This window comes from Mesorhizobium sp. M0189, assembly GCF_040322135.1.
Classification (GTDB): Bacteria; Pseudomonadota; Alphaproteobacteria; order Rhizobiales; family Rhizobiaceae; genus Mesorhizobium.
Map to the genome: position 1 here is coordinate 260,026 of NZ_JAMYSW010000003.1, position 22,603 is coordinate 282,628.

Consider the following 22,603-nt stretch of genomic DNA (forward strand, 5'->3'; position numbering starts at 1 on the left):
TCTCACGCGAACAATCCCCGATCCCGTTCGACGGCCTTGGTGATGAAGCTCGCGACGATCTGAACGCGGCGCAGCGGCCTGACCGATTCATGATAGACCAGCCAGTAGGCGCGGCGGATGGGTGCGACGATATCGAGAGGCACCAACTCCGGCATCGAGTGGGCAACGAAGGTGTGCAGTATGCCGATGCCGGCGCCGGAACGCACCGCTTCGGCCTGGCCGAGCGCTGAGGAAATGGCGAAGCTGGTGCGCCAGTCGGCGCTGAATTCGGCCGCGTAGTCGAGCGAGGGACTGACGATCAGGTCCGGCACGTAGCCGATCAGCGTGTGCTGGCCCAGCTCGGCGGCGCTTCCGGGCAGGCCATGCGTGTCGGCGTAGGCCCGCGACGCGAACAGGCCGAGCGTGTAGTCGACCAGCTTTCCCGCCACCAGCCGGCCTTCCGTCGGCCGTTCGACGGTGATGGCAATGTCGGCCTCGCGCCGGGATAACGAGAAGGAGCGCGGTACCGGCACCAGCTGGATGGTGAGTTCACGGTGCAGAGCGGTCAGCGCGCCGAGGCGCCTGGCCAGGAAGGCGACGCCAAAACCGTCCGGCGCGCCGATGCGCACGGTGCCCGAAACGTCGTCGCCTTCGCCTGAAACGGTCGAGCGCGCGGCGATCATGTCGCCCTCCATGCGTTCGGCGATTTCGAGGAAACGTTCGCCTGCCGGCGTCAGCTCGCTGCCGGTGGTAAGCCGGCGAAACAGTTTTGTCCTGAATGCATCCTCGAGGGCGGCAATGCGGCGCGAGACGGTCGCGTGATTGAGCTCCAACCGCCTGGCGGCGCCGAGGATCTGGCCGGCGCGCGCCACGGCAAGGAAGATGCGAACGTCATCCCAGTTCATGGGGATGGTCCGTTTCGATAAAGAGCGCCGTGTTCCCGCCCACCCCCCTCTGGCCTGCCGGCCATCTCCCCCGCAAGGGGGGAGATCGGATGTCCGGTCGGCTTTCGCCAATCTCCAACGTCGCAAAAAGGGCGGTAAGGCCGAAGTCGCCAATCTCCCCCCTTGCGGGGGAGATGTCCGGCAGGACAGAGGGGGGTGTGAAGAAACTCAACTCAGCAATCCAAGCGATAGGAGTACACTCCCTACCATTTGCGCCATTTGATGCACAATCGCGCGCCGCTATCTATTTTCTGCACAACGGTTGCGTTTTCACTCGCGTTGCCATCGCTCCCGCAAAGGCGGACAATGCCTCATCACGAACCAGGGAGAGAGACCATGATCGAATACGGTCATTTCATCGGCGGCAAGCGTGTCGCCGGAACCAGCGGCCGCAAGCAGGACGTCATGCAGCCGATGGACGGCACGGTGCGTGGCACGGTGGCGTTGGCTTCGCAGGCGGAATTGCGCGCAGCGGTCGAAAACGCCAAGGCGGCACAGCCCGGCTGGGCGGCAACCAACCCGCAGCGGCGCGTGCGCGTCTTGATGCGGTTCCTCGAGCTGGTCGCCAAGGAGTATGATGCGCTGGCCGAGATATTGGCGCGCGAACACGGCAAGACCGTCGCCGACGCCAAGGGCGACATCCAGCGTGGCCTCGAAGTGGTCGAGGTCTGCATCGGTGCGCCGCATATGATGAAGGGCGAGTTCACCGATGGCGCCGGCCCCGGCATCGACGTCTATTCGATGCGCCAGCCGCTCGGCGTCGTCGCCGGCATCACGCCGTTCAATTTTCCAGCGATGATCCCGTTGTGGAAGATCGCGCCGGCCATCGCCTGCGGCAATGCCTACATCCTCAAGCCGTCGGAGCGCGATCCGGGCGTGCCGATGCGGATTGCCGAACTGTTCATCGAGGCCGGCCTGCCGGCGGGCATCCTCAATGTCGTCAACGGCGACAAGGAAGTGGTCGACGCCATCCTCGACGATCCCGACATCAAGGCTATCGGTTTCGTCGGCTCGACACCGATCGCCCAGTACATCTATTCGCGCGGCTGCGCGGCCGGCAAGCGCGTGCAGTGCTTCGGCGGCGCCAAGAACCACATGATCATCATGCCCGATGCCGACATGGACCAGACCGTCGACGCGCTGATCGGCGCCGGCTACGGCTCGGCCGGCGAGCGCTGCATGGCGATCTCGGTGGCCGTCCCGGTCGGCAACGACACCGCCAACCGGCTAATGGAAAAACTGGTGCCGCGCGTCGAGAGCCTGAAGGTCGGTCCGTCGACGGATTCTTCCGCCGATTTCGGCCCTCTGGTCACGGCGCAGGCGCTGGAGCGGGTCAAATCCTATGTCGACACCGGCGTCAAGGAAGGCGCCAAGCTGGTGGTCGATGGCCGCGGCTTTTCCATGCAGGGCTACGAGAACGGCTACTATATGGGCGGCTGCCTGTTCGACAACGTGACTGCCGACATGCGCATTTACAAGGAAGAGATCTTTGGGCCGGTGCTGTCGGTGGTGCGCGCGCCGACTTACGAAAACGCCATCAAGCTTGCCAACGAGCACGAGATGGGCAATGGCGTCGCCATCTTCACCCGCGACGGCGATGCGGCGCGGGACTTCGCCTCACGAGTCCAGGTCGGCATGGTCGGCATCAACGTGCCGATCCCGGTGCCGATCGCCTACTATACGTTTGGCGGCTGGAAGGCGTCCTCGTTCGGCGACCTCAACCAGCACGGGCCGGACGCGTTCCGCTTCTACACCAAGACCAAGACTGTGACGTCGCGCTGGCCGTCCGGCGTGAAGGACGGCGCCGAGTTCGTCATCCCGACGATGAATTAGCCGGACGGTTTCCTGTCTGCGCGTCCTCGCTTCGGCTGCGGGCGCGCGGGCCGGTGTGAAGGACGGCGCCGAGTTCGTCATCCCGACGATGAACTGATCCAAATCGCAGAAAGCAAGAAAAGGCCCGGGCTTGGAGCCCGGGCCTTTTTTGTCGCCGTCTTCATCCGCATGAACACGAATGTGATGGAACCAAGAAGGCAGCAATCCTCTTAGGTTGCAGTCCTGCCGCGAAGGAGGAGCTGGCAGATCAACCAACGGCGCTGGTGACGGCTCCGGGGGATATCGTCCGGCGCAAAGGAGATGTCAGATGACACGTCTCATGGCGATCATAGCTTGCGCGGCAACGGCGGCGCTTTCCGCCATCCCGGCAATGGCTGCCGAGCAATGCGCGGCACGCGCCGATATGGTCAAGGCGCTCGGCGAGAAGTTTCATGAAAACCCGAGCGCGGTTGGCGTCGTCAATCCGAATGTGGTGCTTGAAGTCTTCGTTTCCGACAAGGGCACCTGGACCATCCTCGCCAGCGATACAAAAGGTCAAAGCTGCGTGATTTCAGTCGGCGAAGGCTGGGAGAGCGCGATGACGATAGCGGCGCTGCCCGGTACCTGAAGTAGGCCTTTCCTATTCACCTGGCCGCAGCCTCGGCACGACAGCCGGGCTGCGGCCCTGTTCTCGGCGACCTTGAAACGGATCTCCCCGCGCCCACTTGAGGCGCGCACGGCTTGCTATTTTTCGTTAGCGATACCATATATGGAACATAGCGAGAACATCCAGAATCGTTCCCGCTGGCGGCAGACCGGAACACGGAAAGGAGCGACGCGATGATGACGTCGGAACCGGCCTGGATCGCTCCGGCAAAATGAGGCCGTCAATCACCTCCCTTTGCCGGATCGTGATGGCAAAGGAGGTGCCCTATGGCACGCAAATCGCTGTTAGGATGGGTGAAGACCGTAGCTTTTGCTGGCTTATTCGCGGGGGGTACGAATGCCGCAAGCGCCCAATATCAATACTGCGTTGAACATGGCGACCTCGTCGCCCACCTGGCCGAGAATTTCCAGGAAAGACAGTTTGCTCTCGGACTGATCGGTCAGGAGGCGGTCATGGAAGTTTTTGTCGCCGATAGCGGAAGCTGGACGGTCATCGTGACCGACGTCGCCGGCAGAAGCTGCATTGTCGCAGCCGGCGAAAATTGGGAAAGCGTGGAGGCCCTGCCCGGCCAAAACTCATGAGGGAGCGGGCGGCGTCAGCGCGTAGCAGCTGCCTCAGCGTGGCCGCGCAGCAACGCCATCAGCCGCTTGGCGTCCTTGGCCGCGGCCTCTTCGTCGCCGGCGAGGATCGAGCGGATCAATGCGACATGGTGCTCGGCGGATTCGGCCAAGCCGGTATCGGCCTTGTAGCGGAACCAGAAGCGGCGGCTGTGGGTTTGCAAGGGCGCCGCCAGGCGCGCCGCGAACGGGTTGTCTGCAGCCAGCGCCAGCGCCTCATCAAGCGCCTTGTCGGCTTGGATGAAGCAAAGAACATTTTCCGAAATCACGGCCTTTTGCATGGCCAGCGCTGCGTCATGAAACAGGTCGGCGGCCTCGCGGGTGACGAAGCGGGCGGCCGAGCGGGCAAGCACGACCTCGACGCCGCGGCGGGCATCGAGGACGCGCAGCCAGTCGCCAGGGTGAAGCGGGGCAATGGCAATGCCGGCACGCGGCCGGACCTCGAGCAGCCCCTCCCAGGCCAGCCGCTGGATCGCTTCGCGCACCGGGGTGCGGCCGAGGCCGAGCCTGTCGATCAGCGCCCCCTCGGTGATGAAGCTCGCGGGCGCCAGTTCGAGCGTCACGATCATATGCTCGAGCCTGCGGTAGGCCTTCGCAGTCGCCGGCTCGGAGCCTGGGTTGTCATATACCAATGCGGCGTCTCCTGATATATTTTTGATATATCATATCAGATTCAACGTTGACAGCCGGCGTCTTAAGAAATATACGACTGATATATCAGATGGAGCGACCGACATGTGGGCCGGAGTTTTCCCCGCCGTTACGACCAAATTCACCGAGGATGATCGCCTCGACCATGCCGAGATGGAGCGCTGCTTTGCGCTGCAGATGGAGGCCGGCTGCGACGGCATCATCGTCTGTGGCTCGCTTGGCGAAGGACCGATGCTGTCGCATGACGAAAAGATCGAGGTGCTGAAGACCGCGCAGAAGATCGCCGGCAACAAACCGGTGCTGTTGACGGTCAACGAAGCCGGCACACGCGAGGCGGCGACGATCGCGCGCCGCGCCGCAAAAGAAGGCGCCAACGGTTTGATGGTGGTGCCGAGCCCGATCTACCATACCAATACCGAGGAGACGGTCGCGGCACTCAGCGCCGTCGCCGCGGCCGGCGACCTGCCGCTGATGATCTATTCCAACCGGCTTGCCTACCGCGTCGACGTCACTGTCGACCAGATGGAGGAACTGGCGAAGGACCAGCGCTTCGTTGCCATCAAGGAGTCCTCCGACGACATCCGCCGCTCGACCGAGATCATCAACCGCCTCGGCGACCGCTATGACCTGTTCACCGGCGTCGACAATCTTGCCTTCGAGGCGCTGTCGGTCGGCGCCATTGGCTGGGTGGCGGGCCTGGTCACCGCGTTCCCGCGCGAGACAGTCGCCATCTATCAATTGATGAGACAGGGCCGCCGCGAGGAGGCGTTGAAAATCTACCGCTGGTTCCGGCCGCTGCTCGACCTCGACGTCTCGACCTATCTGGTGCAGAACATCAAGCTCGCGGAGGTCTTCGCCATCGATACCAATGACCGGGTGCGCATGCCGCGTCAGCCGTTGGCGGGCGAGCGGCGCAAGGCTGTCGAAAAGACCGTCAGGGACGCGCTGGCGGTGCGGCCAGAGCTGCCGGCATTCTGATCCAGTCCCTTCGAGGGTATTTGCAGATGTGCAGCGCGGCGCATGGCAATGAATGATAATGCTACGCTCGATGTTGCCATCATTGGTGGCGGCATTATCGGCATCTGCGCCGCCGGCTTTCTGGCCGAGGCGGGGCGAAACGTCACGATTTTCGATCGGACGGGGATCTGCGAGGAAACCAGCTCCGGCAATGCCGCTGCCTTGGCGTTCTCCGATGTGCTGCCGCTGGCTCACAAGGGCATGATCAGGCAGTTGCCGAAATGGCTCGCCGACCCGCTAGGCCCGCTCAGCATTCCGCCCGCCTATCTGCCGAAGCTGTTGCCCTGGCTGGTCCGCTTCTGGCGGGCCGGCCGAAGCGACCGCTATGAAGCCGGCCTTGCCGCGCAGGCCGGGATGATGAAGCTCGCCGAGGCGGAATGGATGGGCTTGCTCGACCGTTCCGGCACACGGCCGATGCTGCACGAGGACGGCTCGCTCGAACTCTACGAAAGCGAGGCCGAGTTCAAGGCGTCGCTGCCCGGCTGGGCGGCAAGGCAGCGCTTCGGCATCGGCTTCAACCATGTCGAAGGCAGCGCTCTCGCCGCCTTGCAGCCCGGCCTGTCGCCGCGCTTCGCCAGGGGCACGTTCGTGCCGGGGTGGAAGACCGTCGCCGACCCCAAGCTGCTTGGAAAGGCCTTATGGGCCTATGCCGAGAGGTTGGGCGCGGGGTTCGAAAAGGCCCGGATCGAGCGTATCGAGGCGGGACAGGGCGACGCGATCCTGACCATGGCCGACGGTACGACGCGTCGGGCAAAGCATGTCGTCATCGCTGCCGGGGCCTGGTCGCATCTGCTGGCAAGACATCTCGGCGACGGCATCCCGCTGGAGACCGAGCGTGGCTACAACACGACGCTGCCGAAGACTGCGTTCGACGTAAAGCGGCAATTGATCTTCTCCGGGCATGGCTTTGTCATCACGCCGCTCGAGACCGGCCTGCGCGTCGGTGGCGCGGTCGAGCTCGGCGGCCTCGAAAGGCCGCCCAATTATGCGCGCTCGAAAGCACTGCTCGAAAAGGCGCAAAAATTCCTGCCAGGGCTGGATCCGGCCAATGGCCGCGAATGGATGGGGTTCCGGCCGTCGCTGCCGGATTCGTTGTCGGTGATCGGGCGGTCGCAAAAAACGCCGTCGGTGGTGTATGGCTTCGGCCATGGTCATCTCGGCCTGACCCAGGCCGCGGCGACCGGACGCTTGATCCGTGAGCTCGTTCTCGGGCAGGGTCCATCGCTCGATCTCGGTCCGTTCAGTCCGCAACGGTTTTGAGATCGAAGACATTCAGTTGGGAGCCGGCATGGCCAAGAATTCCTTCTTCTGCATAGACGGCCACACCTGCGGCAATCCGGTGCGGCTGGTCGCCGGCGGCGGACCGCTGCTCAACGGCTCGACGATGATGGAGCGGCGAGCGCATTTCCTGGCCGAATATGACTGGATCCGCACCGGGCTGATGTTCGAGCCGCGCGGCCATGACGTGATGTCCGGCTCGATCCTCTATCCGCCGACGCGCGAGGATTGCGACATCGCCATCCTGTTCATCGAAACCTCCGGCTGTCTGCCGATGTGCGGCCACGGCACAATCGGCACTGTGACCTTTGCCGTCGAACATGGGCTGATCAAGCCGAAGACGCCGGGCGTGCTCAGGCTGGATACGCCGGCGGGCCTGGTCGTCGCCGAGTACAAGCAGGTCGGCGACTATGTCGAGGAGGTGCGCATCACCAATGTGCCGTCCTTCCTCTATGCCGAGGGACTGACGGTCGAATGCCCCGGGCTCGGCGAGATCAGCGTCGATGTCGCCTATGGTGGCAATTTCTACGCCATCGTCGAACCGCAAACGAACTATCGCGACATGGCCGACCATTCGGCGGGCGAGCTGATCGCCTGGAGCCCGGTGGTGCGGCAGCGGCTCAACGAGAAATATTCCTTCGTCCACCCGGAGAATCCCGGCATCGACAAGCTGTCGCACATATTGTGGACCGGTGCGCCGACCAACCCGCAAGCCGATGCCCGCAACGCCGTCTTCTACGGCGACAAGGCGATCGACCGCTCGCCCTGCGGCACCGGCACCTCGGCGCGGATGGCGCAGCTTCACGCCAAGGGCAAGCTTGGGGTTGGCGACGACTTCGTCCATGAATCGATCATCGGCTCGCTGTTCAAGGGCAGGGTGGAAAAAGAGGTCACCGTCGCCGGCAAGCCGGCGATCATTCCGTCGATCGGCGGCTGGGCACGGATGACCGGATTGAACACGATCTTCATCGACGACCGCGACCCGTTCGCGCACGGCTTCGTCGTCAAATAGAAAAAACGCTGACGCAGGGGAAGAAAGAGAGCGTAAACGGATTGCGATCAACGACGCAACGATCCCGCTCATCAACTTATTTTGACGGCGATTTCTTCGAAACGAGGCGCATGGTGCGGTTGAATCGTCAAAGACATTGCGTTAGGCCAATGGTAGGGTCCGCGATGGTCCAGGGGCCGGACGGGAATAAAACGGGCAATCGGACGGCGTGCGGCGAAAACACGCATAGCCATCGAAAAATCACGTTGCAATCCGGGCTCGAAACTTTACGACTAGGGGAAATACGAAAAGGAATGCGTCTGCATGGGCGACATTCCAGGGGAGCCACGACAGCATGCAGTATTTTGTCCAGCAGCTTATCAATGGGCTGACGCTGGGATCGATCTATGGGCTGATAGCGATCGGCTATACGATGGTCTACGGCATCATCGGCATGATCAATTTTGCCCATGGCGACATCTTCATGGTCGGGGCATTCACCGCCCTCATCGTTTTCCTCATTCTCGGCGCATTGTTCTATTCCTTGCCGGTGGTGATCGCGCTGCTGATCATGATGATCGTCGCGATGCTGCTGACCAGCCTGTATAATTGGACGATCGAGAAGGTGGCCTACCGGCCTTTGCGCGGTTCGTTCCGGCTGGCCCCGCTGATCACCGCGATCGGCATGTCGATCGCCCTGTCGAACTTCGTCCAGGTGACGCAAGGGCCGCGCAACAAGCCGATCCCGCCGATGGTGTCCACGGTCTACAACATCGAGGGCATCAGCGTATCGCTGAAGCAGATCATCATCGTCATCGTCACCGCGCTGCTGCTGGCGCTGTTCTGGTATTTGGTCAACAAGACCTCACTAGGCCGGGCGCAAAGGGCATGCGAGCAGGACCGCAAGATGGCGGCGTTGCTTGGCATCGACGTCGACCGCACCATCTCGATCACCTTCGTCATGGGTGCGGCCCTTGCTGCCGTCGCCGGCACGCTGTTCCTGATGTATTACGGCGTCATCGCCTTCTCCGACGGTTTCACGCCCGGCGTGAAGGCGTTCACCGCGGCGGTGCTCGGCGGCATCGGCTCGCTGCCCGGCGCCGTGCTCGGCGGGCTGATGATCGGCTTCATCGAAAGCATGTGGTCGGCTTATTTCTCGATCGACTACAAGGACGTCGCCGCCTTCTCCATCCTGGCGATCGTCCTGATCTTCCTGCCTTCCGGCATATTGGGCCGGCCAGAAGTCGAAAAGGTCTGAGGTCATGGCGGTCACTGTATCTCCGGAGCGCGGCGTCGTCGCCACCCCAGTGCAACGCGCCACGCGCGAGGCGCTTTATGCTGGTGCCATCGCGCTCGGCCTGTTCGTGCTGTTCATCGGCCTGCGGACCGATCAGAACATCTCCAACGAGCTGATCCTCGTACAGCGCTGGGGCCTGCTCGCCGCCGTGGTGATCGCCACCATGCTCGGCCGCTTTCTCTACGTTGCCTACGGCCAGCCCTTCCTGGCCAACCAGAAGATTGCCGACATCGCCACCGGGCTGTTGCCGGAAAGCGTGGCGACGCGGTTCTTCCGGTTGCCGTATTTCATTGCTGCCGTCGTCGTAGTGGCTGTGCTGGCGCTGCTGGCCGGCTCGCTCGATGGTTTGCTGGGGCCGGGTCTCGCCGGTTATGCGCGCTTCGCGCGGGCGCTGGCGATCATCTATGCGCTGGCCTCGGTGCTGTTCTATTTCCGCACCTTCATCCTCGCCCATTTCTCGGCGTTGGGCATAACCGCACTGGCGCTCTACCCGATCATCGTCGTGGCGGTGCTTGCCGTGTACGCAGGGTCGATGGCCGGCGGGTTCCAGGGTTCACTGAAATGGGTCGACAATTTCGGCATCCAGATCCTGATCTATGTGATGCTGGCCTGGGGGCTGAACATCGTCGTCGGCCTCGCCGGCCTGCTCGATCTCGGCTACGTCGCCTTCTACGCGGTCGGCGCCTATGCCTATGCGCTGCTCGGCACGCATTTTGGCCTGTCGTTCTGGATCCTGCTGCCCGCCGCCGGCGCCATGGCCGCCTTCTGGGGGGTATTGCTCGGGTTTCCGGTGCTGCGTCTGCGCGGCGATTATCTGGCGATCGTGACGCTTGCCTTCGGCGAGATCATTCGTCTCGTGCTGATCAATTGGCGCGAGGTTACGAACGGCTCGGCCGGCATCTCCGGCATCCCCAAGGTCACCTTTTTCGGCCTGATGACGTTCAACGTTTCGGATCCGAATTATATCGCCAAGGTGTTGGATATCGCCACATCGAGCGCCTACTACAAGATATTCCTCTACTATCTGATCCTGGGGCTCTGCCTGCTCACCGCCTTCGTCACGATAAGGCTAAGGCGCATGCCTGTCGGCCGCGCCTGGGAAGCGCTGCGCGAGGATGAGATCGCCTGCCGCTCGCTCGGCATCAACACCACCACCACCAAGCTCACTGCCTTTGCCACCGGCGCCATGTTCGGCGGCTTCGCCGGCTCGTTCTTCGCGGCACGGCAAGGTTTCGTCAGCCCCGAATCCTTCATCTTCCTGGAGTCGGCCATCATTCTGGCTATGGTCGTGCTTGGCGGCATGGGTTCGCTGGTTGGCATCGCCGTCGCCGCCATGGTGATGATCGGCGGCACGGAGGTGCTGCGCGAACTCGATTTCCTGAAGCAGGTCTTCGGCCCCGACTTCACCCCGGAACTCTACCGCATGCTTTTATTCGGCATGGCCATGGTCATCGTCATGCTGTGGAAGCCGCGCGGCTTCGTCGGCAGCCGTGAACCGACAGCCTTCCTCAAGAAGAGCAAGGCCGTATCCGGCTCCTTCACCAAGGAAGGCCACGGCTGATGAGTGATACGAACCCATCTCCCATGAACGATGCCATCCTGCAGGTCGACCATCTGTCGATGAAATTCGGCGGTCTGGTCGCCATCGGCGATCTCTCCTTCCAGGCCAAGCGCGGCGAGATCACCGCGCTGATCGGACCGAACGGCGCCGGCAAGACCACGGTGTTCAATTGCATCACCGGTTTCTACAAACCGTCGGAAGGCATGCTCACGCTCAATAGGCGCGACGGCTCGAGCTATCTGCTCGAACGCCTGCCGAACCATGAAATCCCGGCACGCGCCAAGGTGGCGCGCACCTTTCAGAACATCCGCCTGTTCTCGGGCATGACGCTGCTCGAGAACCTGCTGGTAGCCCAGCACAACAAGCTGATGAAGGCGTCCGGCTACACCGTGCTCGGCCTGTTCGGCTTCAGCGGCTACCGGAAGGCATCGGCCGAGTCGGTCGAACTGGCCAGGCACTGGCTGGAGAAGGCCGATCTCGTCGACCGTGCCGACGACCCGGCCGGCGACCTGCCCTATGGCGCGCAACGACGCCTCGAGATCGCGCGGGCGATGTGCACGGGTCCGGAGTTGCTCTGCCTCGACGAGCCGGCTGCCGGCCTCAATCCGAAAGAATCAATGGCGCTCAACGCGCTGCTGATGGACATCAAAGACAACACCGGCACCTCGATCCTGCTGATCGAGCACGACATGGCGGTGGTCATGCAGATTTCCGACCACGTCGTGGTGCTCGAATACGGGCGCAAGATATCGGACGGCAGCCCGCATTCGGTACGCACGGACCCGCGCGTCATCGCTGCCTATCTCGGCGTCGAAGACGAGGAAGTCGAGACGGTACTGACCGAAGTCGGCGACGAGGACGTCATCGAGCAATTGGACACCGGTCCCGATTCCGCGCACGGCCCAGGCACATCGTCTTCGTATCTCGCCGGACCGGTGACCGATACGATCGGCCACAGCGAGGGCGAGCGCGTGACCGTGTCGAAAGGCGCCTCGAAAGCCGGGCAGTTCGATGCAAAGTCGAGTGCCGCGGCAAGCAAGGCAGCAGCGCAAGCCGCCGCTCCCCCGGCCAAGGCGGAACCCGCTGCAGCTAAGCCGACCGCGAAACCCTCCACGGCTAAGGCGCCGGCCAAGTCGAAGGTCGCGGGCGTTTCGAACCGGCTCACAGCGCCACGTGGCGGCGAGGCCGACAATCTGACCCGCATCAAGGGCATCGGCACGGTCAACGAGAAGAAGCTTAACCAGCACGGCATCTTCCATTTCGACCAGATCGCGGCATGGAAGAAAGCCGACGTCGCGGCCGTCGAGGCCTATCTCGCCTTCGACGGACGCATCGCCCGTGAGGACTGGGTTGGTCAGGCCAAGCTTCTCGCCGCCGGCAAGGAGACGGAATTTTCGCGCCGCGTCGACGCCGGGAAAGTGGAAACGAGCCACGCTTCCGGGAAAACTGCGAAAACAGTTGCCGGCAAGACTGCTGCCGCACCTGCGGGCAAGCGCGGAGGGCGCAAGTGATGGCCGGCACAACGCTGCTCGATATCAAAGGCGTCCAGACCTACTACGGCAACATCAGGGCGCTGAACGGTGTCGACGTCACCGTCAGGCAGGGCGAGATCGTGGCGCTGATCGGCGCCAACGGCGCCGGCAAGTCGACGCTGATGATGACCATTTTTGGTGCTCCGCGGGCCCGGGCGGGCACGATCACCTTCGCCGGCACCGATATTACCCAGATGCCAACGCATGAGATCGCGCGCATGCGGATCGCCCAGTCGCCGGAGGGCCGGCGCATCTTCCCGCGCATGACGGTGATGGAAAACCTGCAGATGGGCGCCAGCCTCGACGGCCTCAAGCATTACGACGAGGACGTCGAGAAGGTGTTCACGCTGTTTCCGCGCCTGAAGGAACGCATCGCCCAGCGCGGCGGCACCCTGTCGGGCGGCGAACAGCAGATGCTGTCGATCGGGCGTGCGCTGATGGCACGGCCGAAGCTGCTCCTGCTCGACGAGCCGTCGCTCGGCCTGGCGCCGCTGATCGTGAAGCAGATCTTCGACGCCATCCGCGAGTTGAACCGGACCCAAGGGCTGACAGTGTTTCTGGTCGAGCAGAACGCCTTCGGCGCGCTGAAGCTCGCGACGCGCGGCTATGTCATGGTCAACGGCAATGTGACGATGAGCGGCACCGGCAAGGAGCTGCTCGCCAATCCGGAAGTGCGCGCCGCCTATCTCGAAGGCGGCCACCACTGAGTTCAGGAGACTTCATCATGCAGGGCATTCTCTACGAGGAACCCTCGATCTGGCAGTTCTTCTTCGTCACCTGCCTGCTCGGCGGCTGGGCGGCATGGATGACCGGCAAGGCCAGCGCCCAGACATGGCGCAGCTTCCTCCAATTGTTCGCCTACATGCTCGGCCTTGGCATTGGCGTAAGGTTCATTCATCACGCGCTGTTCGGCGGCACGATGTTCTCGCTGCATTACTATATCGTGGATACGATCGTACTGATGATATTGGGCTTCATCGGCTATCAATACACGCGCACAAACCAGATGGTGACACAGTATAATTGGCTCTATGAAAGAGCATCGGTTTTGAGCTGGAAGCCGAAAGGTTGACGTTCATGATTAACGCCGTTTCGGGGATGAATCGGCGTGACAAGTGCCTGAAAATCGGCAAAGTACGTTTTCTGCGAGTAAAAGTGGGCATCGCATGAAAGCATCATCCAACGCCCACTCCGTAAATGGGAGCGTTTTACATGAAAAAATCACTTTTGTCCGCCGTCGCCCTGACCGCGCTGATCGCGTTCAGCGGCAGCGCGTGGGCTGACGTCCTGGTTGGCGTCGCCGGTCCGATCACCGGTCCGAATGCCGCCTTCGGCGCGCAGCTGCAGAAGGGTGCCGAACAGGCCGTCGCCGACATCAATGCGGCCGGTGGCATCAATGGCGAGCAGATCAAGCTCTCGGTCGGCGACGACGTCTCCGATCCGAAGCAGGGCATCTCGGTCGCCAACAAGTTCGTCGGCGACGGCGTCAAGTTCGTGGTTGGCCACTTCAACTCGGGCGTCTCGATCCCGGCGTCGGAAGTCTACGCGGAAAACGGCATCCTCGAGATCACGCCGGCCGCGACCAATCCGAAGTTCACCGAACGCGGCATGTGGAACACGTTCCGCACCTGCGGACGTGACGACCAGCAGGGCAGCATCGCCGGCGCCTATCTCGCGGCGAACTTCAAGGATGCCAAGATCGCGGTCATCCACGACAAGACGACCTACGGCCAGGGCCTTGCCGATGAGACCAAGAAGGCGATGAACGCAGCCGGCCTGACGGAAGTCATGTACGAAGGCGTCAATGTCGGCGACAAGGACTTCTCGGCGCTGATCGCCAAGATGAAGGAAGCCGGCGTTTCCATCATCTATTGGGGTGGCCTGCACACCGAAGCCGGCCTGATCATCCGCCAGGCGGCTGACCAGGGCCTCAAGGCGACGCTGGTTTCCGGCGACGGCATCGTGTCGAACGAGCTGGCCTCGATCGCTGGCGACGCAGTTGCGGGCACGCTGAACACGTTCGGCCCGGATCCGCGTCTGATCCCGACGAACAAGGAACTCGTCGAGAAGTTCCGCGCGCAGGGCTTCGAACCGGAGGCCTACACGCTTTACTCCTACGCCGCCATGCAGGCGATCGCCGAAGCAGCCACCGTTGCCAAGTCGAACGACCCGCAGGAAGTTGCCAAGGCGCTGCATGAGAAGGGTCCGTTCAAGACCGTTCTGGGCGACCTCTCCTATGACGCGAAGGGCGATCCGACGTTGCCCGGCTACGTCATGTACGAGTGGAAGAAGGGCGACGACGGCAAGTACACCTACATCCAGAAGATGTAAGCCTGTCGACGACGATAATTTTGGAAATGCCCGGCGCTTGCGCCGGGCATTTCCGTTTTGACGACATCGAGTTGATTTAAATCGGTTTAGCCGCTGCCCGATTTTGTTTGCACTGCAGCATTTTCGCGCTAATCATGTCCGGCAGTTCCCTTCCCCGTGTCCGGAGCCCTGTCCTTGGCAATCTCGAAGATCCTTGTCGCCAACCGCTCCGAAATTGCCATCCGCGTCTTCCGCGCGGCTAATGAACTCGGCCTCAAAACCGTGGCGATCTGGGCGGAGGAAGACAAATACTCCCTGCATCGCTTCAAGGCCGACGAAAGCTACCAGGTCGGGCGCGGGCCGCACCTGACCAGGGATATGGGGCCGATCGAAAGCTATCTGTCGATCGAGGAGGTTATCCGCGTCGCCAGGCTTTCGGGCGCCGATGCCATCCATCCAGGCTACGGCCTGCTGTCGGAGAGCCCGGAATTCGCCGAGGCCTGCGCCACGGCCGGCATCATCTTCATCGGGCCAAAGCCGGATACGATGCGCAGGCTGGGCAACAAGGTCGCCGCCCGCAATCTCGCAATCGAAGTCGGTGTGCCGGTAATTCCCGCCACCGATCCCTTGCCGGACGACATGGCGGCGGTGAAGGAACTCGCCAGGACGATCGGCTACCCGGTGATGCTCAAGGCATCTTGGGGCGGCGGCGGCCGCGGCATGCGCGCCATCCGCTCCGAGGCCGATCTCGCCCGCGAGGTGATGGAAGGCAAGCGTGAGGCGAAGGCGGCTTTCGGCAAGGACGAGGTCTATCTCGAGAAGCTGATCGAGCGCGCCCGCCATGTCGAGGTGCAGGTGCTGGGCGACACGCATGGCAATGCGGTGCATCTGTTCGAGCGCGATTGTTCGATCCAGCGCCGCAACCAGAAAGTGGTCGAGCGGGCGCCGGCTCCCTATCTCGAAATGTCGCAGCGCGAGGAGCTTTGCGCCTATGCGCTGAGGATCGCGCGCGAAACCAGCTATATCGGCGCCGGCACGGTCGAGTTCCTGCAGGATGCCGATACCGGAAAATTCTATTTCATCGAGGTCAATCCGCGCATCCAGGTCGAGCACACCGTCACCGAACAAGTGACCGGCATCGACATCGTCAAAGCACAGATCCACATACTCGACGGCTTTGCCATCGGCACGGCGGAATCGGGCGTGCCGACGCAGAAGGACATCAGGCTCAACGGGCACGCGCTGCAGTGCCGCATCACCACTGAAGACCCCGAGCATAATTTCATCCCCGACTATGGCCGCATCACCGCCTATCGCGGCGCCACCGGCTTCGGCATCCGCCTTGATGGGGGCACCGCCTATTCGGGCGCGGTCATCACCCGCTTCTACGATCCATTGCTGGAAAAGGTGACGGCGTGGGCGCCGACGCCGGCCGAGACCATCGCCCGCATGAACCGGGCGTTGCGCGAATTCCGAATCCGGGGCGTGGCGACCAATCTCACCTTTCTCGAGGCGATCATCAATCACCGGAGCTTCGCCGACAATTCCTACACCACCAAGTTCATCGACACGACGCCGGAACTGTTCGCCAGCGTGAAGCGGCAGGACCGCGCGACCAAGCTGCTCAACTATCTTGCCGACGTTTCGGTCAATGGCCATCCCGAGACGCGCGGCCGGCCGCAGCCAAAAGCAGATGCGGCGCCACCGGTGGTGCCATATCTCAACGGCAATGTGCCTGACGGCAGCAAGCAGAAGCTCGACGTGCTCGGGCCGGAGAAATTCGCGGCGTGGATGCGCGAGCAAAAAGAGGTGCTGGTCACCGACACGACAATGCGCGACGGGCATCAATCCTTGCTCGCGACGCGTGTGCGCACCTATGACATCGCCGGCATCGCCGGCACCTATGCGCGCGCTCTGCCGCAGCTTTTGTCACTCGAATGCTGGGGCGGCGCAACATTCGACGTCGCCATGCGCTTCCTCACCGAAGATCCATGGGAGCGGCTGTCGCTGGTGCGCGAGGCAGCACCCAATCTTCTGCTGCAGATGCTTCTGCGTGGCGCCAACGGCGTTGGCTATACCAACTATCCCGACAACGTCGTCCAGCATTTCGTCCACCAGGCCGCTGCTGGCGGCATCGACCTGTTCCGCGTCTTCGACTGCCTGAACTGGGTCGAGAACATGCGTGTGGCCATGGATGCGGTCGGCGCCGAGGGCAAGCTGATCGAAGCGGCGATCTGCTATACCGGCGACATACTCGATCCGGCGCGGGCGAAATACGATCTGAAATACTATGTCGGCCTGGCCAGCGAATTGCAGGCGGCGGGCGCCCATATCATTGCCGTCAAGGACATGGCGGGGCTTCTAAAGCCGAGTGCTGCCCGCGTGCTGTTCAAGGCACTGCGCGAGGCGACAGACCTGCCGATCCACTTCCACACGCACGACACATCCGGCCTGTCGGCGGCCACCGTGCTGGCAGCGGTGGAGAGCGGTGTCGACGGCATCGACGCGGCGATGGATTCGCTATCTGGCAACACCTCGCAGCCATGCCTGGGTTCGATCGTCGAGGCGCTGAAGGGCACCGAGCGCGATCCGGGCCTCGACCCGCAATGGATCAGGAATATCTCGTTCTACTGGGAGGCGGTGCGCAACCAGTACGCCGCCTTCGAAAGCGACCTGAAGGGGCCAGCATCGGAGGTCTATCTGCACGAAATGCCTGGCGGGCAGTTCACCAACCTCAAGGAACAGGCGCGCTCGCTTGGGCTGGAGACGCGCTGGCACGAAGTGGCGCAGACCTATCACGACGTCAATCTGATGTTCGGCGATATCGTCAAGGTGACGCCGTCGTCCAAGGTCGTCGGCGACATGGCGCTGATGATGGTCAGCCAGGACCTGACCGTCGCCGACGTCGAGAATCCGGCGCGGGACATCGCCTTCCCGGATTCTGTGGTGTCGATGTTGCGCGGCGACCTCGGCCAGTCGCCGGGCGGCTGGCCAAAGCCATTGCAGAAGAAGGTGCTGAAGGGCGAAAAGCCGATCACGGTGCGGCCGGGTTCGCTGCTCAAGGCGGCGGACCTCACGGCCAGCCGCAGGGAGGTCGAGGAAAAGCTCGAGCGCAAGCTCAGTGAGTTCGAGTTCGCGTCGTGGCTGATGTATCCGAAGGTGTTTTCGGATTTCGCCGCCGCGCAGGAGACCTACGGCCCGGTCAGCGTGCTGCCGACACCGACCTATTTCTACGGCATGAAGCCGGAAGACGAGATTTTCGTCGACATCGAGAAAGGCAAGACGCTGGTGGTGCGCTGCCTTGCCATGGGCGATGTCGACGAAAAGGGCATGGTCACCGTGTTCTTCGAGCTCAACGGCCAGCCGCGCCGCGTGAAGGTACCGGACCGGGCGCATGGCGCGTCCGCTGCCAAGGCACGGCGCAAGGCGGAGCCGGGCAATGAGGCGCATGTCGGCGCGCCGATGCCCGGCGTCGTCTCGGCGCTTGCGGTCGCTGCCGGCCAGGCGGTGAAGGCCGGCGACGTGCTGCTGTCGATCGAAGCGATGAAGATGGAAACGGCGCTGCATGCCGAGCGCGACGGCACCATCGCCGAGGTGCTCGTCAAGGCCGGCGACCAGATCGATGCCAAGGATCTGCTGATCGCATTCGGGTGAAATAGGCCGGCATCAGACAGCCTTGTCGGCGCCTGGCAGCAGCCCTTCATGCCGCATCGATAGCACCTTGACCCGCCGCGCCCGGTCGGGCATCGAACCGCTGCAATTCGCCGCTCGGGTCACCCCGAGTCGCGGTGAGAAAACGACGCGGAGAGAAGAATATGGCCGACGACATCACCGAGACCAGCCAGACTGTTGCCGCCGGCCAGTTGCGCGCCTTCATCGAGCGTATCGAGCGGCTCGAGGAAGAGAAGAAGACGATTGCCGACGACATCAAGGAAGTGTTCGCCGAGGCCAAGGGCACCGGCTTCGACACTAAGGCGATGCGGTCGATCATCCGGCTGCGCAAGAAGGACCAGGCCGAGCGGCAGGAAGAGGAGTCCATCCTCGATCTGTACAAGGCCGCGCTTGGAATGGTGTAGGCCGGTAATAGCCTTGGGCGCCGGTTGCGGCGCCCCTCAACGGTTCGAACATGAGCGAATTCGATTTTGGCGCCCGCCGCGCCTCTGAATTCCGCCAACGCAGCTTCTGGACGCTGTTCGCGGAACGGCATCCGGATGAAAGGGCTCTGCTGGCGAGGCGTGGACCGTGGTTCTGGCAGCGTGGGCTGCCCGACTTCGCATTGGTCCTTTCCATGTACGTCGCGCCTGCGCAGAATCATGTCGGCGTCTTCTTCGGCCGCAACGAGAAGTTCGGTGCCACGCAAGCCTGGTCGCGGCTGAAGCCGTTCCAGCCGGCCATCGAAGACAGGCTGAAGCTCAGGCCAGAACAAAGTTGCGACGGCCTCGGCATCAATTCGATGTGGCGGGTGAATTGTTTTGCCGAAGACAATTGGCCGGCGATGACCGACTGGCTGGTGACGGAAGCCTCGCGTTTCGAGCGCGCGATTGCCGAAGTTCTGGGTCAGGAATAAAGCAGGGTTTCCAGACGCAATCCTTGTGGAAGGGTTGCGCTGGTGAGCAGAGCGAGGAGCCGGTCGATCGATGACGATCATGTCGCGCGTTGCCGCCTTCTTCCGCTCACGCTGGCTCGGCGGCGTGCCGCTCGATCGGCTGTTCTGGCGCGACCTGGTCGTTGTCGGCACAGCGATCAACGTCGCGTCATCGGTGGCGGCGCTCATTCTGCTCGGGCTGAAGTTGCCGCTCGCGCTGGTTCTGGCGGTGCATTTCGCGCCGGTGCCCTACAACATCTTCCTGACTTTTGCCGTTTGGCGAACTGCCGGAAAATCAAGTGGCGCCAAGGCCTCGCTGATGACGCTTGGCGCCACGTTGTGGCTGATCCTGGTGGTCGTGGCCTGACGATCAGGCGGCCGGCTCGAATTTGAGCGCCACGCCGTTGATGCAATAGCGCAGGCCGGTCGGCGGCGGGCCGTCCTCGAAGACGTGGCCGAGATGGCTGCCGCAGCGGGCGCAATGGCATTCGGCGCGGACCATGCCGTAGCTGCGGTCGACGGTGGTCTCGACCGAGCCCGGCACCGGATCGTTGAAGCTCGGCCAGCCTGTGCCGCTCTCGAATTTCAGCTTGGATTCAAACAAGGGTTGGTCGCAGCCGACGCAGGAGAAGGTGCCGGCGCGCTTCTCGTGCAGCAGGGCGCAGCTTCCCGGCCGCTCGGTGCCGTGGTTGCGCATCACCGCATATTGCTCAGGCGTCAGCCGGGCGCGCCATTCGGCGTCGGTGCGGGTAACGGGGTAGGTGTGGCTGTCCATTTTTTCCTCTTAGCTTAGGTCGCTATTTGGGTTGCCTTCCCAACTTCGCCTGAAATAGGGATTTGTTACCGCGTTTGCCCGTATTTCTATCCTGTCGCGAAGAATTCCTCAGGCGATGGCGGCGAGATAGCGCGCAACCGATGCTGAAAATGCCGCCTTTGCATCTCCGATGACGTTCTGGTTCCACCACGCGCCATAGATATGGTCGAACGCGAAAGGCTCCAGCGCGGCCTTGATGCCGAGCACTTTCGAAGCGTTGAGCGGGATGTAGTTCGGGTAGCTGTACATGAAGCTGAGATGGCGGCGAGTCGGCGTCACCTGCACGATGTCGCCGGCCAGGATGGCATTGCCGCCGTCGCGCTTCCAGTGCAGCACCTGGCCACCGGCAAAGTGGCCGCCGCAGCGGATGAGCGTCAGCGACGGGTTTATGGCGCGCGTCTCGCCTTGCCAGCTGATGATCGCCGGATGCGGCCGCATGATCCACTGACAATCATCGGCGTGCAGATAAATCGGCACGCCGCCAAACGCCTCGCTCCACTCGACCATTGCCGAATAATAATGGCAGTGGGAAATGGCGATCGCGGCGAGGCCGCCCCGGCGGTTGATCTCGGCCACCGCCTCGTCGCTGACCATCGAAATGCAGTCCCACAGCACATTGCCGTGCGGCGTTTGCGCCAGCAATGCCCGCTGGCCGATGGCGAAGCGCGGCTCGATGCCGAAGGCGAGCACGCCGGCGTCGTCTCTCATCGCGAGCCGATGGCCGGCGGCGAGCTCTTCCGGCGTGGTCCAGGCCTGGCCCTCCCAACGCACATATTGCCGCTCGTCCTCGCAGATCGGGCAATGTCGCGGCGGCGTCGCTGTCGCCGCGAACTGGACACCGCATTGCAGGCAAAGGAAACAGGTCGACCTTCCTGTTTTGCGTGGATCCATTCAGTGCTTCCTTGAAAGTTGCTTCGTCGCGGCTTCGAGGCCGGCGAGCGTCAGTGGAAACATGCGGCCGTCAAAAATATCGCGGATCATGGCAATCGAATGGGTAAAACCCCAGTTCTTCTCGGCTTCCGGGTTGAGCCATATGGCATTTGGCCATTGCTGCAGCAACCGCCCAAGCCAGACGGCGCCGGCCTCCTTGTTCCAGTGCTCGACCGAGCCGCCGGGATGGGCGATCTCGTAGGGGCTCATCGAGGCGTCGCCGACGACGATCACCTTGTAGTCGGGGCCATATTTATGCAGGAGATCGAAGGTCGGAATCACCTCGGCATGGCGGCGGCGATTGTCCTTCCACACGCCCTCGTAGAGGCAGTTGTGGAAATAGAAATATTCGAGCTGGCGGAATTCGGCGCGGGCAGCCGAAAATAGCTCCTCGACGCTCCTGATGTGGTCGTCCATCGAGCCGCCGACATCGAAGAACATCAGCAGCTTGACCGCATTGCGACGTTCGGGTTGTGTCTTAACGTCGAGATATCCGTGCTCGGCGGTGGCGTGGATGGTCCCTGGCAGGTCGAATTCCTCTTCGGCGCCTTCGCGCACCCAGCGGCGCAAGCGCTTCAGCGCGACCTTGATGTTGCGGGTGCCGAGCTCGACGGCATCGTCGAAGTTCCTGAACTCGCGTTTGTCCCAGACTTTTACCGCGCGGCGGTTGCGGCTTTCGTGCTGGCCGATGCGCACGCCTTCGGGATTGTAGCCATAGGCGCCGAAGGGCGAGGTGCCGCCGGTGCCGATCCATTTCGAACCGCCCTGATGTCGGCCCTTTTGCTCCTCCAGCCGCTTCTTCAGCCTCGCCATCAGCTTTTCGAAGCCGCCCAGCGCCTCGACCAGCTTCTTCTCCTCATCGGTCAGGTGCTTTTCGGCGAGCCTCCGCAGCCATTCCTCCGGGATGTTTGCGACATCGACCGGGTTTTCGCCAGCCCGCGCCTCGACACCTTTGAAGATGTGCGAAAAGACCTGGTCGAAGCGGTCGATGTGGCGCTCGTCCTTCACCAGAGCGGCGCGGGCGAGATAGTAAAAGCCCTCAACATCATAGTCGACCAGCCCGGCCTCCAGCCCCTCCAGCAGCGACAGATATTCGCGGAGCGAGACCGGAACCCGCGCTGCCTTCAGTTCGAGGAAGAAGGGGATGAACATCTCACGGTCTACAGCAGATCATACTCGATGAAGCCGGTCCTGCGCGCCACATGGTCGTAGAGCTTGCGTGCGGTGGTGTTGGTCTCGTGCGTCATCCAGTAGACGTTCTTGACGCCGATCTTGCCGGCTTCCTGCCTGACCGCTTCGATCAGGGCGGCGCCGACGCCCTTGCCGCGCACATCGGGGTCGGCAAACAGGTCCTGCAGATAGCAGTTGTTTATCTCCGACCAGCAGGAGCGATGGTAGAGATAGTGCGTCAGGCCGACGGCCTTGCCGTCGAGGGTGGCGATGAAGCCTTTCGGCTCGAACTCGCCCGCCGTGAACAGCCGCTTCCAGGTGACGGCGTAAACCGCTTCCGGCAACTTGGTTTCGTAGAAGGTGAGATAGGCGGTCCACAGACGCCGCCAATCGGCATGGTCGGATTGCGCCAATGGGCGGACGGTGATCTCGGTCATTTCATTTCCCT

Annotated in this window: 22 protein-coding genes; 16 read left to right on the plus strand and 6 right to left on the minus strand. The window is 62.7% G+C overall.

What is annotated here, in order from left to right; translation table 11 throughout:
• Positions 1–2: 2 nt before the first annotated feature.
• Complete coding sequence (locus NKJ09_RS06975; protein WP_352480948.1) at positions 3–884, minus strand: LysR family transcriptional regulator; 882 nt, start codon at positions 882–884, stop codon at positions 3–5.
• A gap of 375 nt (positions 885–1,259) precedes the next feature.
• On the opposite strand from NKJ09_RS06975, the gene NKJ09_RS06980 reads away from it, so the two are divergent.
• The 3 genes from NKJ09_RS06980 (at position 1,260) to NKJ09_RS06990 (ending at position 3,983) form a co-directional block, all read left to right on the plus strand.
• Entirely contained in the window at positions 1,260–2,756 is a 1,497-nt protein-coding gene (locus NKJ09_RS06980) for a CoA-acylating methylmalonate-semialdehyde dehydrogenase (RefSeq protein WP_023719667.1), read from the plus strand.
• A 307-nt stretch (positions 2,757–3,063) separates the two neighbouring features.
• Positions 3,064–3,363, plus strand: coding sequence for a hypothetical protein (locus NKJ09_RS06985; protein ID WP_023719666.1), 300 nt, complete (start codon positions 3,064–3,066; stop codon positions 3,361–3,363).
• A gap of 305 nt (positions 3,364–3,668) precedes the next feature.
• Entirely contained in the window at positions 3,669–3,983 is a 315-nt protein-coding gene (locus NKJ09_RS06990; RefSeq protein ID WP_352494142.1) for a hypothetical protein, read from the plus strand.
• A 14-nt stretch (positions 3,984–3,997) separates the two neighbouring features.
• On the opposite strand, the gene NKJ09_RS06995 is transcribed toward NKJ09_RS06990, so the two are convergent.
• The gene (locus NKJ09_RS06995) at positions 3,998–4,651 is read right to left on the minus strand and encodes a GntR family transcriptional regulator (RefSeq protein ID WP_023719664.1); all 654 of its coding nucleotides are present in this window, start codon (positions 4,649–4,651) and stop codon (positions 3,998–4,000) included.
• Between the two features lie 103 nt (positions 4,652–4,754).
• Here NKJ09_RS06995 and NKJ09_RS07000 point away from each other — a divergent pair, with 103 nt between their 5' ends.
• From NKJ09_RS07000 to NKJ09_RS07060, 13 genes are all read left to right on the plus strand, one after another.
• Positions 4,755–5,648, plus strand: coding sequence for a dihydrodipicolinate synthase family protein (locus tag NKJ09_RS07000; RefSeq protein WP_352762525.1), 894 nt, complete (start codon positions 4,755–4,757; stop codon positions 5,646–5,648).
• Between the two features lie 48 nt (positions 5,649–5,696).
• Positions 5,697–6,947, plus strand: a complete 1,251-nt coding sequence (locus tag NKJ09_RS07005; protein ID WP_352494144.1) for an NAD(P)/FAD-dependent oxidoreductase — start codon at positions 5,697–5,699, stop codon at positions 6,945–6,947.
• Between the two features lie 28 nt (positions 6,948–6,975).
• Entirely contained in the window at positions 6,976–7,977 is a 1,002-nt protein-coding gene (locus tag NKJ09_RS07010) for a 4-hydroxyproline epimerase (protein ID WP_023719661.1), read from the plus strand.
• 334 nt (positions 7,978–8,311) lie between these two features.
• Positions 8,312–9,214: a branched-chain amino acid ABC transporter permease gene (locus NKJ09_RS07015; protein ID WP_023719660.1), complete on the plus strand. Its 903-nt coding sequence runs from the start codon at positions 8,312–8,314 to the stop codon at positions 9,212–9,214.
• 4 nt (positions 9,215–9,218) lie between these two features.
• Positions 9,219–10,814: a high-affinity branched-chain amino acid ABC transporter permease LivM gene (gene livM, locus NKJ09_RS07020; RefSeq protein ID WP_352480943.1), complete on the plus strand. Its 1,596-nt coding sequence runs from the start codon at positions 9,219–9,221 to the stop codon at positions 10,812–10,814.
• Positions 10,815–10,837: 23 nt separating this feature from the next.
• Positions 10,838–12,325, plus strand: coding sequence for an ATP-binding cassette domain-containing protein (locus tag NKJ09_RS07025; RefSeq protein ID WP_051409683.1), 1,488 nt, complete (start codon positions 10,838–10,840; stop codon positions 12,323–12,325).
• On the plus strand, positions 12,325–13,053 hold the full coding sequence (locus NKJ09_RS07030) for an ABC transporter ATP-binding protein (RefSeq protein WP_023719657.1): 729 nt from the start codon (positions 12,325–12,327) through the stop codon (positions 13,051–13,053). The genes NKJ09_RS07025 and NKJ09_RS07030 overlap by 1 nt, the downstream gene beginning before the upstream one ends.
• A 17-nt stretch (positions 13,054–13,070) precedes the next feature.
• Positions 13,071–13,418 carry a DUF6867 family protein gene (locus NKJ09_RS07035; protein WP_023719656.1) on the plus strand — a complete coding sequence of 116 codons (348 nt, stop codon included), beginning with the start codon at positions 13,071–13,073 and terminating at the stop codon, positions 13,416–13,418.
• Positions 13,419–13,558: 140 nt separating this feature from the next.
• The gene (locus NKJ09_RS07040; protein WP_023719655.1) at positions 13,559–14,677 is read left to right on the plus strand and encodes a branched-chain amino acid ABC transporter substrate-binding protein; all 1,119 of its coding nucleotides are present in this window, start codon (positions 13,559–13,561) and stop codon (positions 14,675–14,677) included.
• A gap of 174 nt (positions 14,678–14,851) precedes the next feature.
• Positions 14,852–18,310 carry a pyruvate carboxylase gene (pyc, locus tag NKJ09_RS07045; RefSeq protein ID WP_352480942.1) on the plus strand — a complete coding sequence of 1,153 codons (3,459 nt, stop codon included), beginning with the start codon at positions 14,852–14,854 and terminating at the stop codon, positions 18,308–18,310.
• A gap of 161 nt (positions 18,311–18,471) precedes the next feature.
• Complete coding sequence (locus tag NKJ09_RS07050; protein ID WP_023719653.1) at positions 18,472–18,732, plus strand: DUF2312 domain-containing protein; 261 nt, start codon at positions 18,472–18,474, stop codon at positions 18,730–18,732.
• A gap of 50 nt (positions 18,733–18,782) precedes the next feature.
• Positions 18,783–19,223 carry a hypothetical protein gene (locus NKJ09_RS07055; RefSeq protein ID WP_023719652.1) on the plus strand — a complete coding sequence of 147 codons (441 nt, stop codon included), beginning with the start codon at positions 18,783–18,785 and terminating at the stop codon, positions 19,221–19,223.
• Between the two features lie 70 nt (positions 19,224–19,293).
• Entirely contained in the window at positions 19,294–19,608 is a 315-nt protein-coding gene (locus tag NKJ09_RS07060) for a hypothetical protein (RefSeq protein ID WP_352480941.1), read from the plus strand.
• Positions 19,609–19,611: 3 nt separating this feature from the next.
• On the opposite strand, the gene msrB is transcribed toward NKJ09_RS07060, so the two are convergent.
• The 4 genes from msrB to NKJ09_RS07080 form a co-directional block, all read right to left on the minus strand.
• On the minus strand, positions 19,612–20,016 hold the full coding sequence (gene msrB / locus NKJ09_RS07065; protein ID WP_352494146.1) for a peptide-methionine (R)-S-oxide reductase MsrB: 405 nt from the start codon (positions 20,014–20,016) through the stop codon (positions 19,612–19,614).
• A 108-nt stretch (positions 20,017–20,124) separates the two neighbouring features.
• A complete protein-coding gene (locus NKJ09_RS07070; RefSeq protein ID WP_352480939.1) occupies positions 20,125–20,946 on the minus strand; it encodes an MBL fold metallo-hydrolase in 822 nt (273 codons plus the stop codon).
• Positions 20,947–22,137, minus strand: a complete 1,191-nt coding sequence (locus NKJ09_RS07075) for a vWA domain-containing protein (RefSeq protein ID WP_023719648.1) — start codon at positions 22,135–22,137, stop codon at positions 20,947–20,949.
• 8 nt (positions 22,138–22,145) lie between these two features.
• Positions 22,146–22,592, minus strand: a complete 447-nt coding sequence (locus NKJ09_RS07080; protein ID WP_023719647.1) for a GNAT family N-acetyltransferase — start codon at positions 22,590–22,592, stop codon at positions 22,146–22,148.
• Positions 22,593–22,603 lie beyond the last annotated feature (11 nt).